At 61.9% G+C, this 19,501-nt stretch carries 22 protein-coding genes and 1 tRNA gene; 2 read left to right on the top strand and 21 right to left on the bottom strand.

Annotated features, from left to right (window positions below; translation table 11 throughout):
• Positions 1–145: 145 nt before the first annotated feature.
• The 20 genes from B1781_RS17540 to B1781_RS17635 form a co-directional block, all read right to left on the bottom strand.
• On the bottom strand, positions 146–565 hold the full coding sequence (locus tag B1781_RS17540) for a hypothetical protein (RefSeq protein ID WP_078120899.1): 420 nt from the start codon (positions 563–565) through the stop codon (positions 146–148).
• A 139-nt stretch (positions 566–704) separates the two neighbouring features.
• Entirely contained in the window at positions 705–1,607 is a 903-nt protein-coding gene (locus tag B1781_RS17545) for a helix-turn-helix transcriptional regulator (RefSeq protein WP_125932153.1), read from the bottom strand.
• 948 nt (positions 1,608–2,555) lie between these two features.
• Positions 2,556–2,631, bottom strand: a tRNA-Lys gene (locus tag B1781_RS17550).
• Positions 2,632–2,718: 87 nt separating this feature from the next.
• Positions 2,719–3,984 carry a YeeE/YedE family protein gene (locus B1781_RS17555; protein WP_078120901.1) on the bottom strand — a complete coding sequence of 422 codons (1,266 nt, stop codon included), beginning with the start codon at positions 3,982–3,984 and terminating at the stop codon, positions 2,719–2,721.
• A 139-nt stretch (positions 3,985–4,123) separates the two neighbouring features.
• Complete coding sequence (gene queC / locus B1781_RS17560) at positions 4,124–4,807, bottom strand: 7-cyano-7-deazaguanine synthase QueC (protein ID WP_078120902.1); 684 nt, start codon at positions 4,805–4,807, stop codon at positions 4,124–4,126.
• Positions 4,804–5,445, bottom strand: a complete 642-nt coding sequence (gene queE, locus B1781_RS17565; protein WP_078120903.1) for a 7-carboxy-7-deazaguanine synthase QueE — start codon at positions 5,443–5,445, stop codon at positions 4,804–4,806. The genes queC and queE overlap by 4 nt, the downstream gene beginning before the upstream one ends.
• A gap of 27 nt (positions 5,446–5,472) precedes the next feature.
• Complete coding sequence (ybgF, locus tag B1781_RS17570; protein ID WP_078120904.1) at positions 5,473–6,252, bottom strand: tol-pal system protein YbgF; 780 nt, start codon at positions 6,250–6,252, stop codon at positions 5,473–5,475.
• A gap of 26 nt (positions 6,253–6,278) precedes the next feature.
• Complete coding sequence (gene pal / locus B1781_RS17575) at positions 6,279–6,788, bottom strand: peptidoglycan-associated lipoprotein Pal (RefSeq protein ID WP_078120905.1); 510 nt, start codon at positions 6,786–6,788, stop codon at positions 6,279–6,281.
• A gap of 2 nt (positions 6,789–6,790) precedes the next feature.
• On the bottom strand, positions 6,791–8,104 hold the full coding sequence (gene tolB, locus B1781_RS17580; RefSeq protein WP_078120906.1) for a Tol-Pal system beta propeller repeat protein TolB: 1,314 nt from the start codon (positions 8,102–8,104) through the stop codon (positions 6,791–6,793).
• 12 nt (positions 8,105–8,116) lie between these two features.
• The gene (gene tolA, locus B1781_RS17585) at positions 8,117–9,145 is read right to left on the bottom strand and encodes a cell envelope integrity protein TolA (protein ID WP_164513445.1); all 1,029 of its coding nucleotides are present in this window, start codon (positions 9,143–9,145) and stop codon (positions 8,117–8,119) included.
• An 8-nt stretch (positions 9,146–9,153) separates the two neighbouring features.
• Complete coding sequence (tolR, locus tag B1781_RS17590; RefSeq protein WP_334223767.1) at positions 9,154–9,564, bottom strand: protein TolR; 411 nt, start codon at positions 9,562–9,564, stop codon at positions 9,154–9,156.
• Positions 9,565–9,597: 33 nt separating this feature from the next.
• Entirely contained in the window at positions 9,598–10,290 is a 693-nt protein-coding gene (tolQ, locus tag B1781_RS17595; RefSeq protein WP_078120909.1) for a protein TolQ, read from the bottom strand.
• Positions 10,280–10,681 carry a tol-pal system-associated acyl-CoA thioesterase gene (gene ybgC / locus B1781_RS17600; RefSeq protein ID WP_334223768.1) on the bottom strand — a complete coding sequence of 134 codons (402 nt, stop codon included), beginning with the start codon at positions 10,679–10,681 and terminating at the stop codon, positions 10,280–10,282. The genes tolQ and ybgC overlap by 11 nt, the downstream gene beginning before the upstream one ends.
• 170 nt (positions 10,682–10,851) lie before the next feature.
• Positions 10,852–11,898, bottom strand: coding sequence for a Holliday junction branch migration DNA helicase RuvB (ruvB, locus tag B1781_RS17605; RefSeq protein WP_078120911.1), 1,047 nt, complete (start codon positions 11,896–11,898; stop codon positions 10,852–10,854).
• 127 nt (positions 11,899–12,025) lie between these two features.
• Complete coding sequence (locus tag B1781_RS17610) at positions 12,026–12,448, bottom strand: hypothetical protein (protein ID WP_078120912.1); 423 nt, start codon at positions 12,446–12,448, stop codon at positions 12,026–12,028.
• 132 nt (positions 12,449–12,580) lie between these two features.
• Complete coding sequence (locus B1781_RS17615; RefSeq protein WP_078120913.1) at positions 12,581–13,255, bottom strand: DUF6064 family protein; 675 nt, start codon at positions 13,253–13,255, stop codon at positions 12,581–12,583.
• Complete coding sequence (locus B1781_RS17620; RefSeq protein WP_078120914.1) at positions 13,255–14,166, bottom strand: aldo/keto reductase; 912 nt, start codon at positions 14,164–14,166, stop codon at positions 13,255–13,257. The genes B1781_RS17615 and B1781_RS17620 overlap by 1 nt, the downstream gene beginning before the upstream one ends.
• A gap of 120 nt (positions 14,167–14,286) precedes the next feature.
• Positions 14,287–14,892, bottom strand: coding sequence for a Holliday junction branch migration protein RuvA (gene ruvA / locus B1781_RS17625; RefSeq protein WP_078120915.1), 606 nt, complete (start codon positions 14,890–14,892; stop codon positions 14,287–14,289).
• The gene (gene ruvC / locus B1781_RS17630; protein ID WP_078120916.1) at positions 14,889–15,383 is read right to left on the bottom strand and encodes a crossover junction endodeoxyribonuclease RuvC; all 495 of its coding nucleotides are present in this window, start codon (positions 15,381–15,383) and stop codon (positions 14,889–14,891) included. The genes ruvA and ruvC overlap by 4 nt, the downstream gene beginning before the upstream one ends.
• Before the next feature lie 6 nt (positions 15,384–15,389).
• Positions 15,390–16,139 carry a YebC/PmpR family DNA-binding transcriptional regulator gene (locus tag B1781_RS17635; RefSeq protein WP_078120917.1) on the bottom strand — a complete coding sequence of 250 codons (750 nt, stop codon included), beginning with the start codon at positions 16,137–16,139 and terminating at the stop codon, positions 15,390–15,392.
• Between the two features lie 146 nt (positions 16,140–16,285).
• Here B1781_RS17635 and B1781_RS17640 point away from each other — a divergent pair, with 146 nt between their 5' ends.
• Positions 16,286–17,680, top strand: coding sequence for an HDOD domain-containing protein (locus B1781_RS17640; RefSeq protein WP_078120918.1), 1,395 nt, complete (start codon positions 16,286–16,288; stop codon positions 17,678–17,680).
• Between the two features lie 123 nt (positions 17,681–17,803).
• On the top strand, positions 17,804–18,487 hold the full coding sequence (locus B1781_RS23640) for a gamma-butyrobetaine hydroxylase-like domain-containing protein (protein ID WP_078120919.1): 684 nt from the start codon (positions 17,804–17,806) through the stop codon (positions 18,485–18,487).
• A gap of 48 nt (positions 18,488–18,535) precedes the next feature.
• Here B1781_RS23640 and B1781_RS17650 read toward each other — a convergent pair whose 3' ends face one another.
• Entirely contained in the window at positions 18,536–19,360 is an 825-nt protein-coding gene (locus B1781_RS17650) for a spondin domain-containing protein (protein WP_125932154.1), read from the bottom strand.
• Between the last annotated feature and the right edge of the window lie 141 nt (positions 19,361–19,501).

Raw genomic sequence — 19,501 nt, forward strand, 5'->3', positions numbered from 1 at the left:
ACGAAACCAAAATCGTCAGAAGATCAAGCCGACGCTGAGCGTGCCGAGGTGATGCGCAATGACGGAAGTGGCCGTTGAACACGCTAAGCCAACCGGACCGGCAGCCTGCCGCGGCCACCGGCCTGATCCGCCTGAGTGTGTTGATCTATCGCGTCAGCGCGTCGGTAGGACCAGACGGCGCATCGGTAGGCCCTGACGAAGTCGCCGGGGTCGAGCGATTGTTCGAGCCATCGTCGTCGGTGTCGGCCCAACCCGCACCCAAGGCGTAATCGACCGCACTGCGACCGAAGTTCCAACCCAGCGACGCCTCTACGTAATGGTTGTCGCCGAGGTAAGCCGCACCAATCGTCGGTCGAAACGCTTTCGATGTGAACAGATACTCCACACCGATAGATCCGACTACCTCGTATGGTTCGTCGTCGCTGAATACCTTCAACCCCAACGCAGCGCCTTCACCGAACACATAACTCAATCCCAGACCAACCGCGGCATCTGACGACATCGCGACGTTATGCATACCCAAACCAAGCACCGACACCAACAGTGCCTGCTTCAACTTCTTCATCCTTATTGTCCTTCTTGTTGACTAGCGAAACACGCTGGGCGTGCACGGCACCATGCAACTGCCGCCCAACGCGGTAGCGGCAAAGTAGCAATCGTCCGGTTGCGTCAGCCAGTACCCTTTTTTGGTAAACAAGAAGGCACTAAGGCCGGATTTCAGACAGGTGGGAATCCAAGTAACGTAATACGACAGAGCGCTTTTCTCGACCACGGGTCGCCTCTGCTGTCGATTGGGCATCGTTGAACAGAAGCACCTCGGGATGTTCTTCGATCTTCAGAAAGATATTGCGCCAACGCTTGCGCACAGTTTCAACGGCGATGCATAACGCGTCGGCAATCGCATGATCGGCATAGCCCCACAGCGCCAGCGTCAGCAAACGCTTCTCGCCGAGGGACAAACCCAGCCTGGGTTCATCAGTGCGCAACAGACAGACGAAAGGATGAAACGGCATCTCCGCGAGCTTGGCCAGATCCAGCCACATCAGCTGCCTGCCGTCGCCCAACGGGTCGAATCCCATCCCCAACAGCGACTTGCGGCCCATGTCATCGTCGCCCTCCCCCAGGGGATGCAGCGCCAAACGACAATTGAACCCTCCGTGCTGCAAACGAAAGCACTGCTGCATCTCGGCGACACCTTTCTGCACCATCGGGTCGGTCGGATCACCGGGTGGTGCGAAGAAGTGCAGAAACACCAGCGCCATGCCATCGCCGTGGTTGCACCTCGCCTGCTCATCGGGGCGAAGAAAGACGGGATCGTTTGCCAGCTCACGGGCGTACAGCCATTCAACAAGCGGCGTGCAAACCTGGCACTCGACGATTGTCTGCGCCAACTCCAACGAGATGAACCCGGTTACGGCGAATGACACAACTTGGTCGTTGCCAATGGGCCTGGTCGGCATAGATGAACCATCACCGGCATCGCTATTGAGCAGAATCACACCGCTGATTGCTTTCTCATGGAACAAGCCCGACATCAGATCAGTGAGCATATCAGCATCAATTCCGTTGCCATAGCTGTAGCGGAAGGATGGCATCAGCTCGACCAAAGTACGTGCGTCTTCGGGTCGGGCGAGGCGTTTGAGGATCAGGGACATCTTTAAAGACTGGAGTCGACAACTTCAACAATGCGTACAACTGTATCTGAAATCGACGCTGGCCTGACGATGTTCAGGCAATTGCTTCGGTTTCACCTATGAGGTTACGATTAATCTGTCGTAGCCGGCAGAGCACGCCGTCAGACAACAAATTCTCGGCAGCGCCTTTCGATAGCAATCTGAGCATCAAGATGCTTCTTCCGCTTGGCAGCAGACAAGTGCCGTGCACAGAAATATTCGAGCCTCCTCGGATGCGATAGCGCGTCTCGCCCGTCGGTAACGAAGCCTGCGAACTCGACCCAATGGCCACCGCCACCCGCTTCGCCTTCAGAAGCAGCACCACAGACAGCACAACTAGCAGGTTTCACCACGCATCCTCTGTTGCTATGACGCCCAACACAGGAATGACCAGCCTTGGCGCATCGTGTAGTACGGTTTTAGCGATCACAATATGCAGTATCTCAGCTTGAGAAAGGACAAGTTCAGTCGCGCCATGCATTGTCGCAATCTCGTCGTTTGATCGGTATTCCACCGGTGGAATGTGAACAACCGCCGTCGGCAACTTTCTGCAGCCAAATGCACATGTCGCCATACACTGCACGACTCAATCGCAAACCGACCGAATGCAGCTCGGCCGCTCTTTCTGCGGGTGCTAAAACACTTTGCAGCTAACCTGTCACACCCGGTCATCAGTTATCGTCTGTGGTCACCTTGCCGGACAAATCCAACCGACGGAGCCGACGCAAGGAAGCACTCCAGCGAATCGGATACGGGACAATTATCATCTGGTACGCGCATCGTGAACTGCGGGGCGTTTGCTGGTCTACGGTGCGCGAACCTGACCGCTACCGGCACGCCAGACACAAAAAAGCCCACGATCACTCGTGGGCTTCATGCATATGGTGGGTCGTGCAGGATTCGAACCTGCGACCAATTGATTAAAAGTCAACTGCTCTACCGACTGAGCTAACGACCCGCATTCGGTAAGTTTCTGACAGGGCGCCAGAAAGAGGGCGCATTATACAGGACAACGCGCCCTGCTCAACCCTCTTTGTGACCGTTGTCAGACAGCCTCGAGGCGTCGGAATCGCTCCGGCAGCAGCTTGAGGTCGACCAGGCCGGTGAGCAGCGCCTTACCGAAGCTGGCCTCGTCTTCGTAGACCATCTTGTAGTACTGCACCTTCATGGTCAGGGCGCTGCCGATGAAGATCGCGCCGAAGGTCAGGATCGAGCCAAGTGCCAGCGTCGAGACGCCGGTGATCGCCTGCCCTACGGTGCAGCCCATGGCCAGGGTGCCGCCGAAGCCCATCAGCACGGCGCCGATCACGTGGGTAACGGCGTCTTTCAACGAGCTGAACCACTCGATGCGGAAGCTGCGCGAGAGCAGCGCCCACAACAACGAGCCGGCGATCACGCCGAGCACCGCCATCACACCGAAGTTCAGCAGCTTGCGTTCGAAACCGCCGGCCAGGTAGCCCAGCGTCTGCCCCATCGGATTGATGAAGGTGTACGACTGCGACGCCAGCGGACGGCCCTGGGCCGGTTTGCCTTCGTTCGAGTCTGCCAGCATGTCCCACTGCGCGTAGTAGTTGGACAGCGAGACCGGGCCATCGAACGACTCGACCAGGATATTGCTGGTGAGGTACCAGGCGCCGAGCACGGCCAGACCGACGACGAAGCCGCCGAGCATGTTGTCGAAGCTGCCGCGAAAATCGACGGATTTGAATGCGAACGCCATCAGCGCCAGGCCGAGCACCAAACCAATGACAAGGCGCCCCGTCTTCGCCCCGTCCTCACCCGCTACCAAGTAGCCGAGGTCCTGCGACTGGCCGAGATTGGCCGACAGTGGGCGGATCCAGTCGTAGAACAACAGGCTCATCAGGGTTTGGTCCGAGCCCGGGAACGGGCTGATCATGAAGTAGGCAATCACGGCGATGATCGCGAATACGATGATCGACTTGATGTTGCCGCCGCCGATGCGGATCAGCGTTTTGTTGCCGCAACCACTGGCCAGCGTCATGCCGATGCCGAACATCAGCCCGCCCAGGATGTTCTCGGCCCAGATCAGGTTGCCGGCACGGTACGGAGGGAAGGTTCCCGTCACGTCGACCAGGCCCATGTATTCGAGCGCGGCCACGCCGAGCATCGCGACGGCGATGGCGAACAGCCACGACCGCATGCGGCCGGTGTCGCCCATGTTCACGAGGTCGGACACGGCACCCATGGTGCAGAAATTGGTTTTGTTGACCACGGCACCCATGATCAGGGCGATCGCGAAGGCCCCCCACAACATGGCCGACTCGGCCTGGATGAAGCTCTCGAACTGCATTTCGTCCTCTCCAGAATTTCGTTCGCCAGCCTGAGGCCGGTCATTATTGAATTTCGCGCGAGAGATTACCGAATTGCGTCAATAGTGGGTAGCCCACCGTCGTCGAATCAATACCTTATTCAAAGTCGGGCTATTGAATTCAGGCGCGGTAGCGGGTCGGATCCGGCACGCCGGCGGCCTCGAATCCCTCTGCCCGCAGGCGACAGGAATCGCACACGCCGCAGGCCGTACCGTCTTCATCGGCCTGGTAGCACGACACCGTCAGGCTGTAGTCGACCCCGAGGCGAGTGCCGACCTGAATGATGTCGGCCTTGCTCAGCTCGATCAGCGGCGCATGCACCTTGAAGTGCTGACCCTCGACACCGGCCTTGGTCGCCAGGTTGGCGAGCTGTTCAAAGGCGTTGATGAAGGCCGGCCGGCAATCCGGGTAGCCGGAATAGTCGACGGCGTTCACCCCGACGAACAGGTCGGTCGAGCCGAGCACCTCGGCCCAGCCCAGCGCCAGGGCGAGAAACACCGTGTTGCGCGCCGGCACGTAGGTGACGGGGATGCCCTCGCCGCCTGCCTGCGGCACGTCGATCGATTTGTCGGTGAGGGCCGAGCCACCGATCGCATCGAGCGACAGCGGCAGAATCTTGTGCTCGGCCGCACCCAGTGCGGCCGCTACGCGCTTGGCCGCGGCCAACTCGGCATGGTGGCGCTGGCCGTAGTCCAGGCTCAGCGCATGACAGGCGTATCCCTTGTTGCGGGCCATTGCCAGCACCGTCGCGGAGTCCAGCCCGCCCGACAGCAATATCACAGCCTTTTGCGCAGATTCGCTCATCTTCCCGGTTCGTTGCCCCACAGCAGCTTGTGCAGTTGCAGCTGGAATCTTACCGCGAGTCGATCACGCAATATCCAGTCGGCCAGTTGGGTCGGCGGCAGCGTGCCGGCCACCGGCGAGAACAGCACATCGCAGCGCCCGGTCAGCGGCCATTGTTCGACCTGTGCTTTGCTCCATTCGTAGTCGGCCTCGTCGGCGATCACGAACTTCACCTGGTCGTGCACGGTCAGGTGATCGATATTGCTGTACAGGTTACGTTCGAGCTCGCCCGAGCTGGGGGTCTTGAGGTCCATCACGCGGCTGACGCGCGGATCCACGCCCGAGATATCCAAAGCCCCGCTGGTTTCCAGCGACACCTCGTAGCCGGCGTCACACAGCGCGCTGAGCAGCGCCGGACAATCCGCCTGGGCCAGCGGCTCACCGCCGGTCACCGTGACATGGCGCGCACCATAGCTCGCCACCTGATCGAGTATCTCGTCGAACTCGCGCCACTCGCCGCCCTTGAAGGCATACGTGGTATCGCAGTAGCCGCAACGCAGCGGGCAACCGGTGAGGCGCACGAACACGGTCGGCCAGCCGACACTGGCGCTCTCTCCCTGCAGGGAATAGAAGATTTCGGTGATGCGGAGTTTCGGCATGGTTCGAGCTGCCCGGCTGGGCAGCACTCAGCCGCCGAGTTTTTTGAGCTGATCCTGTGCGAGACCGGCCGCTGACGAGTTCGGGTGGTCACGCACTACGCGACGGTAGCTCTCGATGGCATCCGAGCGGCGACCCAGCACCTGCTGCAGGCGCCCCATCTTGAACAAGGCACCCGGCACCTTGTTGCTGGTCGGGTAACGCTGCACCACCTGCTCGAATGCGGCCAACGCCTCTCTGTTGTTCTGCGACACATAGTGCGCCTCGCCCAGCCAATACTGCGCGTTGGGTGCGAGATCATCGTTCGGATAGCGTTGCAGGAAGGTGGTGAACGCCTGTGCCGCCTCGCGATAGCGCTTCTGCTGCGGGCTCAGCAAGGCATAGGCCGCCTGGTATTCCGCCTGGATGGCACTCGGGTCGGCATTGGAAGGAGATGACGGCGTCTGTGGCGCAGCGTAGTTGCCGCCTGTCTGCGGCGGTGGCGCGGTCGGATTTGTTGGCGGTGTGCCGGGCCCCATGGCGCCGCCCTGGTTACCGCCTTGGCCACCACTCAGGCGCTGGTCGATATCGAGATACAGATCGCGCTGCTTGCGCTCAAGCTGTTGCAGCTCGTACTGCAGGTTTTCGATGTCGCCGCGTAATTGACGATTCTCGCGCTCCATCGCATCGAGCTTCAGGGTCAGCTCGGTAATCCGATCGACCCGGCGCTCGAGCAGCTCCAGACGCTGAGAAGTAGAAAGGCTTGCTGCCAGCGTTGCCGCCGGCAGCAAGCCGATCAGTCCGATAAGTAAACCGCTTATGGTACGCATAGGCGGTTATTGTACTTGGTCGGTTCTTAGTAGGCGAGTACAGCGCGGCGGTTTTCAGCCCACGACGTTTCGTCGTTGCCCATCGACACCGGACGCTCTTCGCCGTAGCTGACAGTGTTCAGCTGCGAGCCACTCACGCCTTCCGCCTGCAGGAAGTCTTTCACGGCATTGGCACGACGCTCGCCCAGGGCGATGTTGTACTCACGCGAACCACGCTCGTCGGCATGACCTTCAACGGTAACGCCGACCGAAGGGTTGGCGTTCAGATAGGCAGCATGGGCACGCAGCACGTCGATGAACTCGCTGCGGATCGAGCTTTGGTCGTAGTCGAAGTAAATGGTTTTGGTGTAGAGCAGGCTGTCCGGATTGTCTAACGGATTACCTGACCACGCACCACCCTGGCTGGCGCCTGAAGTTGCGGCACCATGATCTTCTACTGACGCTCCTTCGCCATCTTTTGTACCCGTACTGGAACAGCCTGCGAACAACAGCGCCGATGCGGCGATGGCCAACCAGGCCGAACTCTTGGATTTCATTTTTAACGATTCCTCTCGGTTTGTTGATAGGGTGACCAGGCCGGTTCGCGCACGTCGCCTTCTTGTAGTCGTAGACGCTGCTGCACTCGACCATCCGTCGATACAGCTGCGAGAACACCTTTGCCTCCCACCCGCGTTGCATAAATTATCATGGCGCCATTGGGAGCGAAACTTGGCGTTTCATCAAGTCGACCAGTGCTCATAACGCGAAAATCGCGCGATTCGAGGTCCAAAAGTGCGATCTGGTACGAGCCGTTCGCCTGGGTGACCATCGTCAGCGACTTGCCGTCGGGCGCGTACGAGGCACGTGCATTGTAGTTGCCCTCGTAGGTGACGCGGCTCGCCTGACCGCCGTTGACCGGCACGCGGTAGATCTGCGGCTTGCCGCCACGATCCGAGGTAAACACGATCGATTGCCCATCCGGCGACCACGACGGCTCGGTGTCGATCGCACCATGCCGCGTGACGCGGCGCAGGCTGCGGCGGGCGATATCCATCACGTAGATTTCCGGGTTGCCGTCTTTCGACAGCGTCATCGCCAGGTAGCGGCCATCGGGCGAGAACGCCGGCGCGCCGTTGATGCCCTTGTACGAGGTGAGCTTCTCGCGCTTGCCGGTAAACACCTCCTGAATCCAGATCGAAGGCTGGGTGTTTTCGAACGAGACATAGGCGATCTTGCGGCCATCGGGCGACCAGGACGGCGACATGATGGGCTCGTTCGACGCCACGATCGGCTGCGGGCCGTAACCATCCGAGTCGGCGACGCGCAGCTCGACACGGTCCTTGCCGTTGGCGCCGCGGGTCGACGTGACATAGGCAACGCGGGTGGCGAATGCGCCCGGTTCGCCGGTCAGCGTTTCGTAGATGATGTCGGCGATATGGTGCGCGGTGGCGCGCAGATCACGTGCCGTCGTCGGAATGCTGTAACCGGTGAGCTGTTCGCCGCGTACCACGTCGTACAGGTAGAACTTCACCATGTAACCACCGGGGCCGTTCGGTGTGGCTTCACCGATCACCAGGTACTCGACGTTGACCGCACGCCAGTCGCGAAAGTCGACTTCGTCGCCGCGCGACGGCCGCGACAGCATCTCGTTCTCCGGCAGCGGCTTGAAGCGTCCGCTCCGACCGAGGTCCGCCGAGATAATTGACCCGACCTCGTGTTTGGGCAGGTTGCCGGCGTCACCGCGCCAGGCAAACGGCACAACGGCAATCGGCAGTGCACCTTCGCCGCCTTTGGTGATCTCGATGGTCAACGGCGAGGCGTGAGCCTGCACACCAACAACCATCAGGACGACCAACAAAAACAATCTCTTCATAGCGATAACCGCTCAGTTTTTAGGATCAAAGATAAATTCGATTTCGCGGAACTGCGCCAGCAGCGTCTGCGATTTGGGCATCGGCAGCGGATCGGCCTTGCGCACCGCCTGCTCAACCGACCGATCGAAGGCGTTGTTGCCGCTCGAACGCACGACGCTAACCAACAATACCGAGCCGGTGCCGCCCAGGCGCACACGCACCGTACAACGCAACCCCATCTCGCTGGTACCCGGCGGGCGCAACCAGTTGCGCTCAACCTTCTCCTGGATCAGGCCGACCACGCGCGCCTTCTCCGATGCATCGCGCTCTGCGGCAAACTGCGCCGCCAGCTCGGCCTCACGGATCGCGCGATCGGCGCGTGCCTTGGCCTCGGCCTGTTCACGGGCAACACGCGCCTGCTCGGCTTTCTCGCGCTCGGCCTTCTCGCGCGCCAGACGTTCCTGGCGCTCTTTCTCGGCCTTGGCCTTCGCTTCTGCCTCAGCCTTGGCTTTGGCCTCTGCTTCTGCCTTGGCCTCCGCTTCGGCTTTCGCCTTGGCTTCAGCCTCTGCCTTCTTGCGCGCCTCTTCCTCGGCCTTACGCTTCTTCTCCAGCGCGACCAGGCGTTGCTTCTCGACTTCCTGTTGCTTCTTGAGCTCTTCCTGCTCGCGCTTGATCTTGGCCTGGCGGGCTTTTTCCGCCTCGGCCTGTTTCTTGGCTTCTGCCGCCTTCTTCGCCTCGTCCTGTTCGCGTTGCTTGCGCTGTTGTTCGATCTGCGCGAGCTTGCGCTTCTCTTCGGCGCGGCGTTTTTCCAGCTCGGCCTGTTCGCGCTTTTTCTCTTCGGCGGCCTTGTCGGGCTGCTTGGCCTGCTCAACCTTCTTCGGCGTCTCGATCGGTGGCGGATCGCCTACCAGCGTGGCCTGCACCACCTCGACATCGGCACCGATCGGCTTGACCTCGTCGCGCCAGTTGACCTCGAGAATCAGGAACACCGCCAAGGCCACGTGCAGCAGCACGGCCAGCGCCAGCGCCAAAGGATTACGTTTAAGGACGGTAAACAACACGTCGCCCCCTAGCGCCCCTCGAGTTCCGCTTCCGGCGGCTGCGTGATCAGACCGACGCTCGGCGCACCGGCGCTCTGCAGCACCACCATCGCCTGTACGACACGATCGTATTTGACGTTGCGGTCGCCTTTGACCAGCACCGGAATACCCGGGTTGTTCTTGATGATCGACGCACTCTTGGTCAGCAACTCGTCTTCATCGAGTTCCTGGGTGCGGTCATCATCATAGGTAAGATGGAACACACCGTTGACATCCACGGTGACCAACAGCGGACGTTTGGCATCGTCTTCGATCGGCTTGGCGTCGGCCTCGACGAGATCCACCTTCACGCCCTGGGTCAGCAGCGGCGCGGTGATCATGAAGATCACGAGCAGCACCAACATCACGTCGATATACGGAACGACGTTGATCTCGGCCATTGGGCGTCGGGTTTTCTGTCGGTGGGCCATGGCTTAGCGACGCCGCGTATTGGTATGTGCCTGGCGTTGCAAGATGTTGGAGAACTCCTCGACGAAATCGTCGTAGCGATTCTCCAGGCGCTGCACGTTGTTGGCAAAGCGGTTGTAAGCGACGACCGCAGGGATTGCGGCAAATAGGCCCATCGCGGTCGCTATCAGCGCCTCGGCGATACCGGGCGCAACCAGGTTCAACGTGGCCTGTTTGACGTTACCAAGCGCGTGGAACGCGTTCATGATGCCCCAGACGGTACCAAACAAACCGACGTAGGGGCTGGTCGAGCCGACCGTGGCAAGAAACGACAGATGCGTTTCCAGGGTATCCATCTCGCGACTGAGCGCCACGCGCATCGCACGGCGCGCGCCTTCGACCATCGCCATGGGCTCGACGCTCTGGTTTTCACGCAGCCGCGCGAATTCGCGAAAACCGGCATGAAAGATCGCACTGGCGCCACGTAATGAATCGCGGTCGCGATCGACCGAGCGATACAGATCGCCAAGATCGCCGCCCGACCAGAAGCGGTTTTCGAAGTCCTCGACTTCGCGTTGCGCCTTTTTCACGTTGCGCGAGCGATCGAAGATGATCGTCCACGACAGGATGGACGCCAGCACCAGCAACGCCATCACCAGCTGGACGACGAAGCTGGCGTTGAGTATCAGGCTGACGAACGAAAGATCACTACTGTGCATTCTTAATTTTCTCGCGGATAGGTTCCGGTATCGGCACCGGGCGGAATCGTTCTTTGTCCAGGCACACGACCTTCACCGAGGCCTCGCTCAACACGGTGTCGGGCTCGCGCACGATGCGCTGAGCGAAGGTCATACTGACTTTGCTGACCGAATCGATTCGGGCTTCGACGACCAATTCGTCGTCAAAACGCGCCGGCAGAAGATAATCGATTTCGACATGACGAACCGCGAACACGATCCCGGAGTCACGGATCAGGGCATTTTGCTCAAACCCTTGATCGCGCAGCCATTCTGTACGCGCGCGCTCGAGGAATCGCAGGTAATTGGCGTAATACACCACGCCACCGGCATCGGTATCTTCGTAGTAGACCCGAACGGGCCATTTAAACACGCTCAATGCACTGCCCTGCTGTTAACCGCAGTTCGCATGATCGGCACCGCGTGCCTCGACATGCCATTCACCGCTATCCATCGCACCGGCGACCTGCGAAAGTTCGCGCGGATTCTATCCGATTGCCGCTATTAGGCTGAAGCACAATGAATAAGTTCAGTGTGCGAAATTCAGTCGTCGGCCAGGTCAGCGAACAGATCCGGCGCATCGCTGGCTTTCGGCGGCTGCAGACCGAAGTGGATGAACGACGCGCGCGTCGCCATGCGCCCGCGCGGTGTACGCATCAAAAAGCCCTGCTGTATCAGGTAAGGTTCGAGCACGTCTTCGATCGTGCCGCGCTCTTCACCGATCGCCGCCGCGAGGTTGTCGAGGCCAACCGGTCCGCCGTCGAACTTCTCGATCACCGCCTTGAGCAGGCGGCGGTCCATCTGATCGAAGCCGTTGGCATCGACTTTGAGCATCTTGAGTGCCGCGTCGGCCACCTCGGCGGTGACCTGGCCGCGCGATTTCACCTGTGCATAGTCACGCACACGCCTCAGCAGACGGTTCGCGATACGCGGTGTGCCGCGTGAACGGCGCGCGATCTCGGCGGCGCCTTCGGGCGTGATATCGACGCCGAGAATGCCGGCCGAGCGACCGACGATGCGGCCGAGTTCGGCATCCGAGTAGAACTCGAGGCGCTGCACGATGCCGAAGCGGTCGCGTAGCGGCGACGTCAGCAGGCCGGCGCGTGTGGTCGCACCCACCAGGGTGAACGGCGGCAGATCGACCTTGATCGAGCGCGCCGCAGGGCCCTCGCCGATCACGATATCCAGTTGGTAGTCCTCCATCGCCGGGTACAGCACCTCTTCGACAACCGGGCTCAGGCGATGGATCTCGTCGACGAACAGCACATCGTGCGGTTCGAGGTTGGTCAACAGGGCGGCCAGATCGCCGGGGCGCTCGAGCACCGGGCCGGAGGTCTGGCGCAGATTCACGCCCATCTCGTTGGCGATGATGTGCGACAGCGTGGTCTTGCCGAGCCCTGGCGGGCCGAAGATCAGTACGTGATCGAGCGCCTCGCCACGATCTCGCGCCGCCGGGATGAAGATCTCCATCTGCTCGCGCACCGCAGGCTGACCGACGTATTCGGCCAGTGTCTTGGGGCGTATGGCGCGGTCGATAGCGGCATCGTCGGCCGCGGATTCAGCACTGATGAGGCGATCGGCGTCTTGCATTTGGCAGGCGTGTGGCGAAGTTCCACCGATTATGGCGGAACCGCGCCGCCGGTACGAGGGGAATCGCCGGCGGGTCCGTCAAGCCGCGTCAATCCATGCAAATCAGCGGCTTGAGGCCCGAGCGGTATCAACGCACCGCGTACAGGCTGCCATCGACACTGAACGCCGATTCGCCGTCGTTGGTGATCTGCACGAACAGATTGCGCGGCCCGAAAATGTCGAAGCGCGCCCGATAGTTGAGCACACCCTCGGGACCGATCTGACCGCCGCCGAGTTCGAACTTGAGTTGATCGACCGAGCCGGCCGGCCCAAACAGTTCCTGCAGCGAAAACGGTGTGCCCGGCTCGCCGACGAAGCGCAGGGTCAATCGGTATTCGCCGTAACCGGTGAGATCGATGCCACCGAGCGGCCCCATCGCCTTGCCGTGCGGCGAGATCTCACGCGCCTCGAACAGGGTCATCAGCACCGGCTTGGAAACGACGCCGACATCGATCGGTTCGTTGACGATTTGTACCTTGTGCGTTTTCTTCAACAGCTTCTTCAATTTCACGACATAGTCTCCCGAATCCGGCGCCCAACTCGCGCGCGAAATTTTTTTATTGCACCAAGTCGATGCGTTACTCCGGCCGCTAGGGCCTCCCCTGACGCGGCCATCGACACCGCGGCAAGATTGAAGCCAACGTTATTGCGTGAACCCTTCCAGCCGACGACGTCGCGACCACCAGGCGCCGACCGTTGCCAGCAATGCGATCGCCGGCGTTACCCATGCGTAGGGCAGATCCATCGCCGCATAGGTCAGCCCGCTTATCACACACCATAGCAGCGGAATGACACGCGCCACAGCGACGGCTTTGCCCGTGCACATCAGCAGCACGGCCAACGTCGCCAGGGCCGTCGGGTCAGGCGCCAGGCCGAACAGTTCGACGCCCGCCCAATCTCTGCCAAGTGCCGCAGCGGTCAGTGGATGCACGATCAGTGCGTACGCCAGCAGGGCAAGCGCCCACGGGTTGACCCGTAGACTCGCCTGGACCGTCGCCGTCCATCCGGCAATCACCAGCGCCAAGGCTTCGACCAAATAGCCCGCGGCAAACCATTGCGCGGCGAGATTGATCGGCGCGTACAGCCGATAGAAAAACGCCCAGGCGACAAAGGCCCACACGACCGCCAGCGCCCAGTGTATTGCGCTTGCAGCCCTACCCGACTGACGTGCTGCAAGACCGATCGCGATCAGCAGCCCGACCGTTGCGACGAGCGCAAACGGCCACCCGTCGGCATTGATGCGTTCGTACAGCCGGAAGTAGGTATCCGGCGCGAACATCAGAAAGTCGGAAAGCGCGTAGTCGGACCAGTTCCCCATCAAAGGCTGCGCACGTAATCGATCATGCGCTCGCGCATCGCTGTATCGGGCACACGTCCGCGCAGCGCGTCCATGTTCTCGCGCATGTGATCGACCCGACTGGTCGCCGGGATCGCGCAGGTCACGGCCGGATGCGACACGATGAACTTGAGCAGGAAGGCCGCCCAATTGTCGCAATCGATCTCGGCTGCCCATGGCGGCAGCGGGTGACGCTTCACATGGTCGATCAGGTCGCCGCGTCGAAACGGCCGGTTGGCGATGAACGCAATGCCGCGCTCGGCGGCCAGCGGCAGGATGCGCTGTTCGACCTCGCGGTCGGCGATGTTGTAGGTCGCCTGCACGAAATCGATCGGCTGGGTACGCATCACCTGTTCGATGTCGCCGTGGCGTCGGCCGTGCGATGTCGTCACACCGACATAGCGCAACCTGCCTTGTGCCTTCATCTCCAGCAGCGTCTGCAGGTGGTCTTCCCAGGCCAGCAGGTTGTGTACCTGCAGCAGATCGAACCGGTCGACGCCCCACAGCGCGCGCGATGTCTCGATCTCGTCCGGCCCATCCTCGCCGGACGAGGTCCACACCTTGGTTGCGCTGAACAGCTCCTGCGGCGTGCCGAGCGCCTCCAGGCAGTGACCGACCACCGCCTCGGCCGAACCGTACATCGGCGACGAGTCGACCATGCCGCCGCCCAGTTCGAAGAAGGTACGCAGCACGTCGACCCGTTGCGCGCGTGCCTGCGGGTCGCCACCGACGTTGAACGTGATCCAGGTGCCCATGCCGATGGCCGGAATGGCTTCGCCGGTAGTGGGAATGGCCTTGGTCAGGATGCCCTGCGGGCGAGCCACCGCCAGTCGCGGCAGGCCAAGCGCGGCCAAGCTTGCACCGAGGGTCGCTAAGAAACGGCGTCTATGCATCGGTTTCCCCTATCGCGATGTCGAACCGGCGTAGCCAATTCATCTCTTACCAAGGTTCCGACAGGCCGATGCCGCAGCCTGTTCCGCAGCGATGCGGTTCCCCGCGGCGGGGCAAGATCGCTACTTGACGCTGCCCTTCAACGCGGCACGGATGATCTCTTCGGTATCCATGCCGTCTTCAAAGACCTTGCTGACCATGCGGCTGGCCTCCGGCGGCTTATAGCCCAACGCGATCAGGGCGCTGACCGCATCCTGATCGGCGCCGGTGGGTGCAGTCTCGGCGGCCACCACCGCACCGGGTTGCGAACTCATACCGATGCCGAGTTTGTCGAGCTTGTCGCGCATCTCGACCACCAAGCGTTCGGCGGTCTTCTTGCCGACCCCCGGCAGGCGCGTCAGCGCAGCGATATCGCCTGCCTGCACCGCCTGGTTGAACTCCTCGGCGGTCATCCCCGACAGCACACCGAGGGCCATCTTGCCGCCGACACCGCTGACCTTGAGCAAGGCACGGAACAGGGTGCGGTCGGCCTCGCGCGCAAAGCCGTACAACACATGCGCGTCTTCGCGTACGGAGAGATGGGTATGCAGCACGACCTCTTCGTTGCCGGCCGGCAACACATAGAAGGTCGACATCGGCGCCTCGATCTCGTAGCCGACGCCGTTGACGTCGAGCAGCAGCGACGGCGGCTGCTTGGCGAGGATGCGTCCGCGCAGACGCCCGATCATTGTGCGCCCTCGATAATGCGACGGGTGGCGTTGCTGTGCGCATGGCACAGCGCGATCGCCAAGGCGTCGGATTCGTCGAGCGACATCGACGTCTGCATGCTGAGTATCACGCGCACCATGTGCTGCACCTGCTCCTTCTCGGCGCGGCCATTGCCGACCAGCCCCTGTTTGACGGCCGCCGGCGTGTATTCAAATACCGGCAGACCGTGGGTGACGATCGCGCTGATCGCCGCACCCCGCGCCTGGCCTAACTTGAGCGCCGAGCTGGCATTGCGCGATACGAACACCTGCTCGATGGCGACCTCCTGCGGTTGCCATTCGGACAGCACGTCACGGATGCCGTTGAAGATCTCGCCCAGGCGCGCCGGAAACTCACCCGCCGCGGTACGGATACAGCCAGAATGCAGATGACGGCTGCGCACCCCGTCGGTTTCAATCAGTCCGAAACCGGTCACCCGCGAGCCGGGGTCGATGCCGAGTACACGCGTCACCCGCGATCAGCCTTCCAGCTCGTCGAGAATCTCGGGCGCGATGTCGGCGTTGTGGTACACGTCCTGTACGTCGTCGAGGTCTTCGAGGAAATCGACCAGGCGCAACAACGTCTCGGCGCCGTCTTTGTCGACCGGTGCGCTGGTGTCGGCCTCGAACGTGACTTCGGCGTTATCCGGTTCGAAGTTCGCGTTACGCATCGCCTCGAGCACGTCCGAGAAGGTTTCCGGCAGGGTGTAGACATCGACCGAGTCATCATCGTTGCCGACCACGTCCTCGGCGCCGGCCTCGAGCGCGGCCTCCATGATGGCGTCTTCGTCGGCGCCGGGGCCGTAGCTGATGATGCCCTTCTTGTTGAACATGTAGGCGACCGAGCCATCGGTGCCCAGGTTGCCGCCGTGCTTAGTGAACGCGTGACGCACCTCAGAGGCGGTGCGATTGCGATTGTCGGTCATGCAATCGACGATGATGGCGATGCCGCCCGGGCCGTAACCTTCGTAGCGGATCTCGTCATAGTTGGTATCGTCTTCGCCGCCCGCACCGCGCTTGATCGCGCGCTCGACCGTGTCGTTGGGCATGTTGGCGCCGCGCGCCTTGTCGACTGCCAAGCGTAGACGCGGGTTGGCGTTGATATCGCCACCACCCTCTTTGGCTGCCACCGTGACCTCACGAATGAGCTTCGACCAGAGTTTTCCGCGTTTTTTGTCGTTGGCCGCCTTCTTGTGCTTGATGTTGGCCCACTTACTGTGACCTGCCATGCCCCTACCTCGTCATCCCAAACTGCTGAATTGAAGCGCCTCGCGGCGCGAATCGCCGGATTTTAGCACCGCCGGACACGCGCGGCAGCGTTCAAGTTCGAGGGGTTTCGGCCGTCAACCAAGGAGTTTCCGCAATCCGCCTGCGAATGAAAGCCGACCGCAATCGCCTCGCCGACGCCACGCTGCCGATCATGCCTGAAACCGGGCGGGCGCTGCGTGAGCTGCTGGACACCGACACGACACGCAATCCGCAACTGCAACCGGTGCTGTTGAACGACCCGGCGGCAGCTACTGCGGTGTTTCGTCGTCTCGAAAAGGTGCGCCCCGGCGCCTTCGAGCGGGTCGCCGACCCTGCCCATGCGGTTTCGCTGATGGGCCAGGACGCCTTTCGCAGCCTGATCGAATCGCTGCCGATCGCCAGCATCGAAACCCAGCGCACGCCGCGCACCATTGGTCGCGAGAACGCCTACAGCCAAGCGGCGCACGCCGCGGTGCTCGCCGCCGACCTGTGCAACGCCACACGTACCGAGGTTAGCGGCGATATCCTCACCGCCGCGCTGCTGCAGCAGCCCGCGATGATGGCGCTGTGGGCAACCGACCCGGTATCGGCCAAACGCGCCACCAACGCGGTGCAGGACGGCGTGCCGATCGAGATTGCGCTCGGTGCCGAACTGGGTGAGCCACCGGCTACGATCAACACCTTCCTTGCCGAGCGCTGGGCGTTTCCCTCGCTGGCCCGCGATTCCCTGGGAACCGCCGACGGCATCAACAACCGCCCCAAGCTGGTCCGCCTGGCCGACCGGCTCGCGCAGGCAAGCATGGTCGGATGGGGCGGAGGCCCCCTGGACGATGTGGCCGAGCCCCTGGCCGAGTTCCTGCGTCTCGACGCCGACAAGGCCACCGCCTGGCTGCACCGATCCATCGCCGATGCCGCACAGTCGCTGCACCACGTCGGCTATCCGCTACCTGCCTTCAACCTGGCCATGCTGCCGGGCGAATGTCCGCTGGATGAGGCCGATGCGCTCGATTTCTTCGAACGCCGTAAGAACAAGGCGCGCAAGACCGAGCAAGCCGCACCGGGCAACGATCTGCAAAGCACGCTGGCGGCAGTGATGCGAAAAATTCGTCAGGATGCGGGTGCCGGTCGCGTGATGTTCGCCATGCTCAACCGCGACCGTAGCCGCCTGCGCACCCGCCTGGCCTTGGGCGGTGATCCGGCTGACGGCCTGCGCAAGCTCGACCTGGATCTCGGCGAGAAGACGCTGTTCAGCATGCTCATGGCCAAACCGCAAAGCGTCTGGCTGAACCGCAGCAACGCCAAGAAGCTGCTGCCGTATTTGCCGACCGCGTTACGCAAGCTGCTCGGCCCGAGCGGCGCCTACATGGTCTCGTTGTTCGTCAACAACCGGCCGCTCGGCCTGCTGTACGGCGACGGTGACAACCTCAGCGAACAGGGATTCAAACAATTTTGCGCCCTGGCCAACGAGGCCACCGCTGCGCTGACGTCCGGCAGCCGCACTGTCGACAAGGGCGCCGCCTGAATTCCGCGCAGCTTGCACAGTTGATCGACTGCTGACGCCGTGCAACCATCCGCGCCTCGATATCCGATCGACTGAATCGCGTAAGGCGCTTCGCTCGATCGCCGCAGCGACGAGAGACCAGGCGTGACCGAAAACAGCAAAGGACCGGTACCTACCGAGATCAATCTGCACCGCAAATCGCGGCTGCTGAACATTGCTTTCTCCGACGGCAAGACCTTCTCGCTACCTTGCGAGTACCTGCGCGTGAATTCGCATTCGGCCGAGGTCAGAACACGCGGCACGCCCGAGTTCGGCAAAGAGAACGTCAATATCGACAGCATCGAGCCGCAAGGCAGCTACGCCATCCGTATCGCGTTCGACGACGGCCACGATACCGGCATCTATTCCTGGGAAACGCTGTACGAACTGGGCGTGAACCAGGAGGCCAACTGGCAGGCCTATCTCGACAAGCTGGCGGCTGCAGGCTACGACCGCAGCGGCCAACGCCTGGCCGGCGCCTCCGACGCCGAACGCAAGGTCAAGCTGATGTACTTCGCCTACCTGGCCAACAAGATGGGCAAAGAGGCCGAAGAGGTGAAGCCGCCGGACACGGTCGAGACGGTCGAACAGTTGTTGGGCTGGTTGCAGCGCGTCAAAGGCGACCGCGGCTACCTGTTCAACCCGGAGTACGTGCGGATCACCGTCAACAAGCAGTTTGCCGAACCCTTCACCAAGCTCGACCCGGGTGACGAGATCGCGATCGTGCCCAACTCGCCCAATCCACCACCCGCGCCGCAACAACCTAAACGTTCGAACGACGACTGGTGATCGAGATGCAGAGCCCACGTGGCGAATGCCGCGCGAGCCCTGCACACATCAGGCAGTCAGACGCCGCACACCGAGCGCGGTCAAGCCCGCACCAAACAACCACCAGGGGCCCGGTACCGGAATCTGCTCGACCCGGATACGCGCCACCTGGTAGCCGGCCTGGGTGAAGTCACCGTTCGGTATCGCCGCCAGAATATTCCCGTCGGTGAGAAACCCGGGATGCAGCCCGACAACGCCGTTTTCGGTCACGCCGGTATCCGGTGCCGCCTGAGCCAGCGCGGCGACATTCTCCGGGATCTCGTCGTTCACCTCGGTGCCGGCATCCAGCACCTGGCTACCGAGCACGATGATGTCGAGGCCCTGAAAGCCGCCGACCGCATCGAACAGCGGCAAGGCCAGCGGGTTGCCGTTGGCGATAAAGGCGTCGTTACTTGGGATGACCATCGAGGCATAGCTGAAAAACGCCGTGGGCGATGTGCCGAAGTCGTAGCTGAAAGTCGCGCTGGCCGAGCCGCCCGGACCGAAGATCGGCGGTGAACCCGGCCCGACACCCGGCCCGAACACGACGCCGTCGATCAGTCCGCCGGTGGTCGAGGCGAATGCCGCGCTCAACGGCCCCGGGTTGCCGTCTTCGGCCAGACGTTCCAGCTCGGCCGAGGCGGCGACACCGCTGTCGTACAGGTCGAAGCTGCCGTCATGCACGCCGAACCATAACGGGGTGATCAACGTGCCGCCGTCCGGTGACAGGTTTTCCACGGTTATCTTGAAATTGATCGGTGCGGCCGTCGCGGCGCCGCCGGCGAGCGCGGTCAACGCCAATCCTGCCACCGCGCCAACGCGAAGCCCCCTGCTTCGCAAGGTCTTGGATTTCATGAAAGTCTCCTCTGGGTTGCTGATGGCCCGTGCCGCCATGGTCGGCGAGCGCCAAAAAACGACGACCAGCCCGGTGCACTCGGAACGGGGCGTCCACAGAAGGACCTTGCGAACGAAACGGTTATTGCAACTGAAATGAAA

This window comes from Thiosocius teredinicola (assembly GCF_002009425.1).
GTDB classification, from domain to species: Bacteria; Pseudomonadota; Gammaproteobacteria; order Chromatiales; family Chromatiaceae; genus Thiosocius; species Thiosocius teredinicola.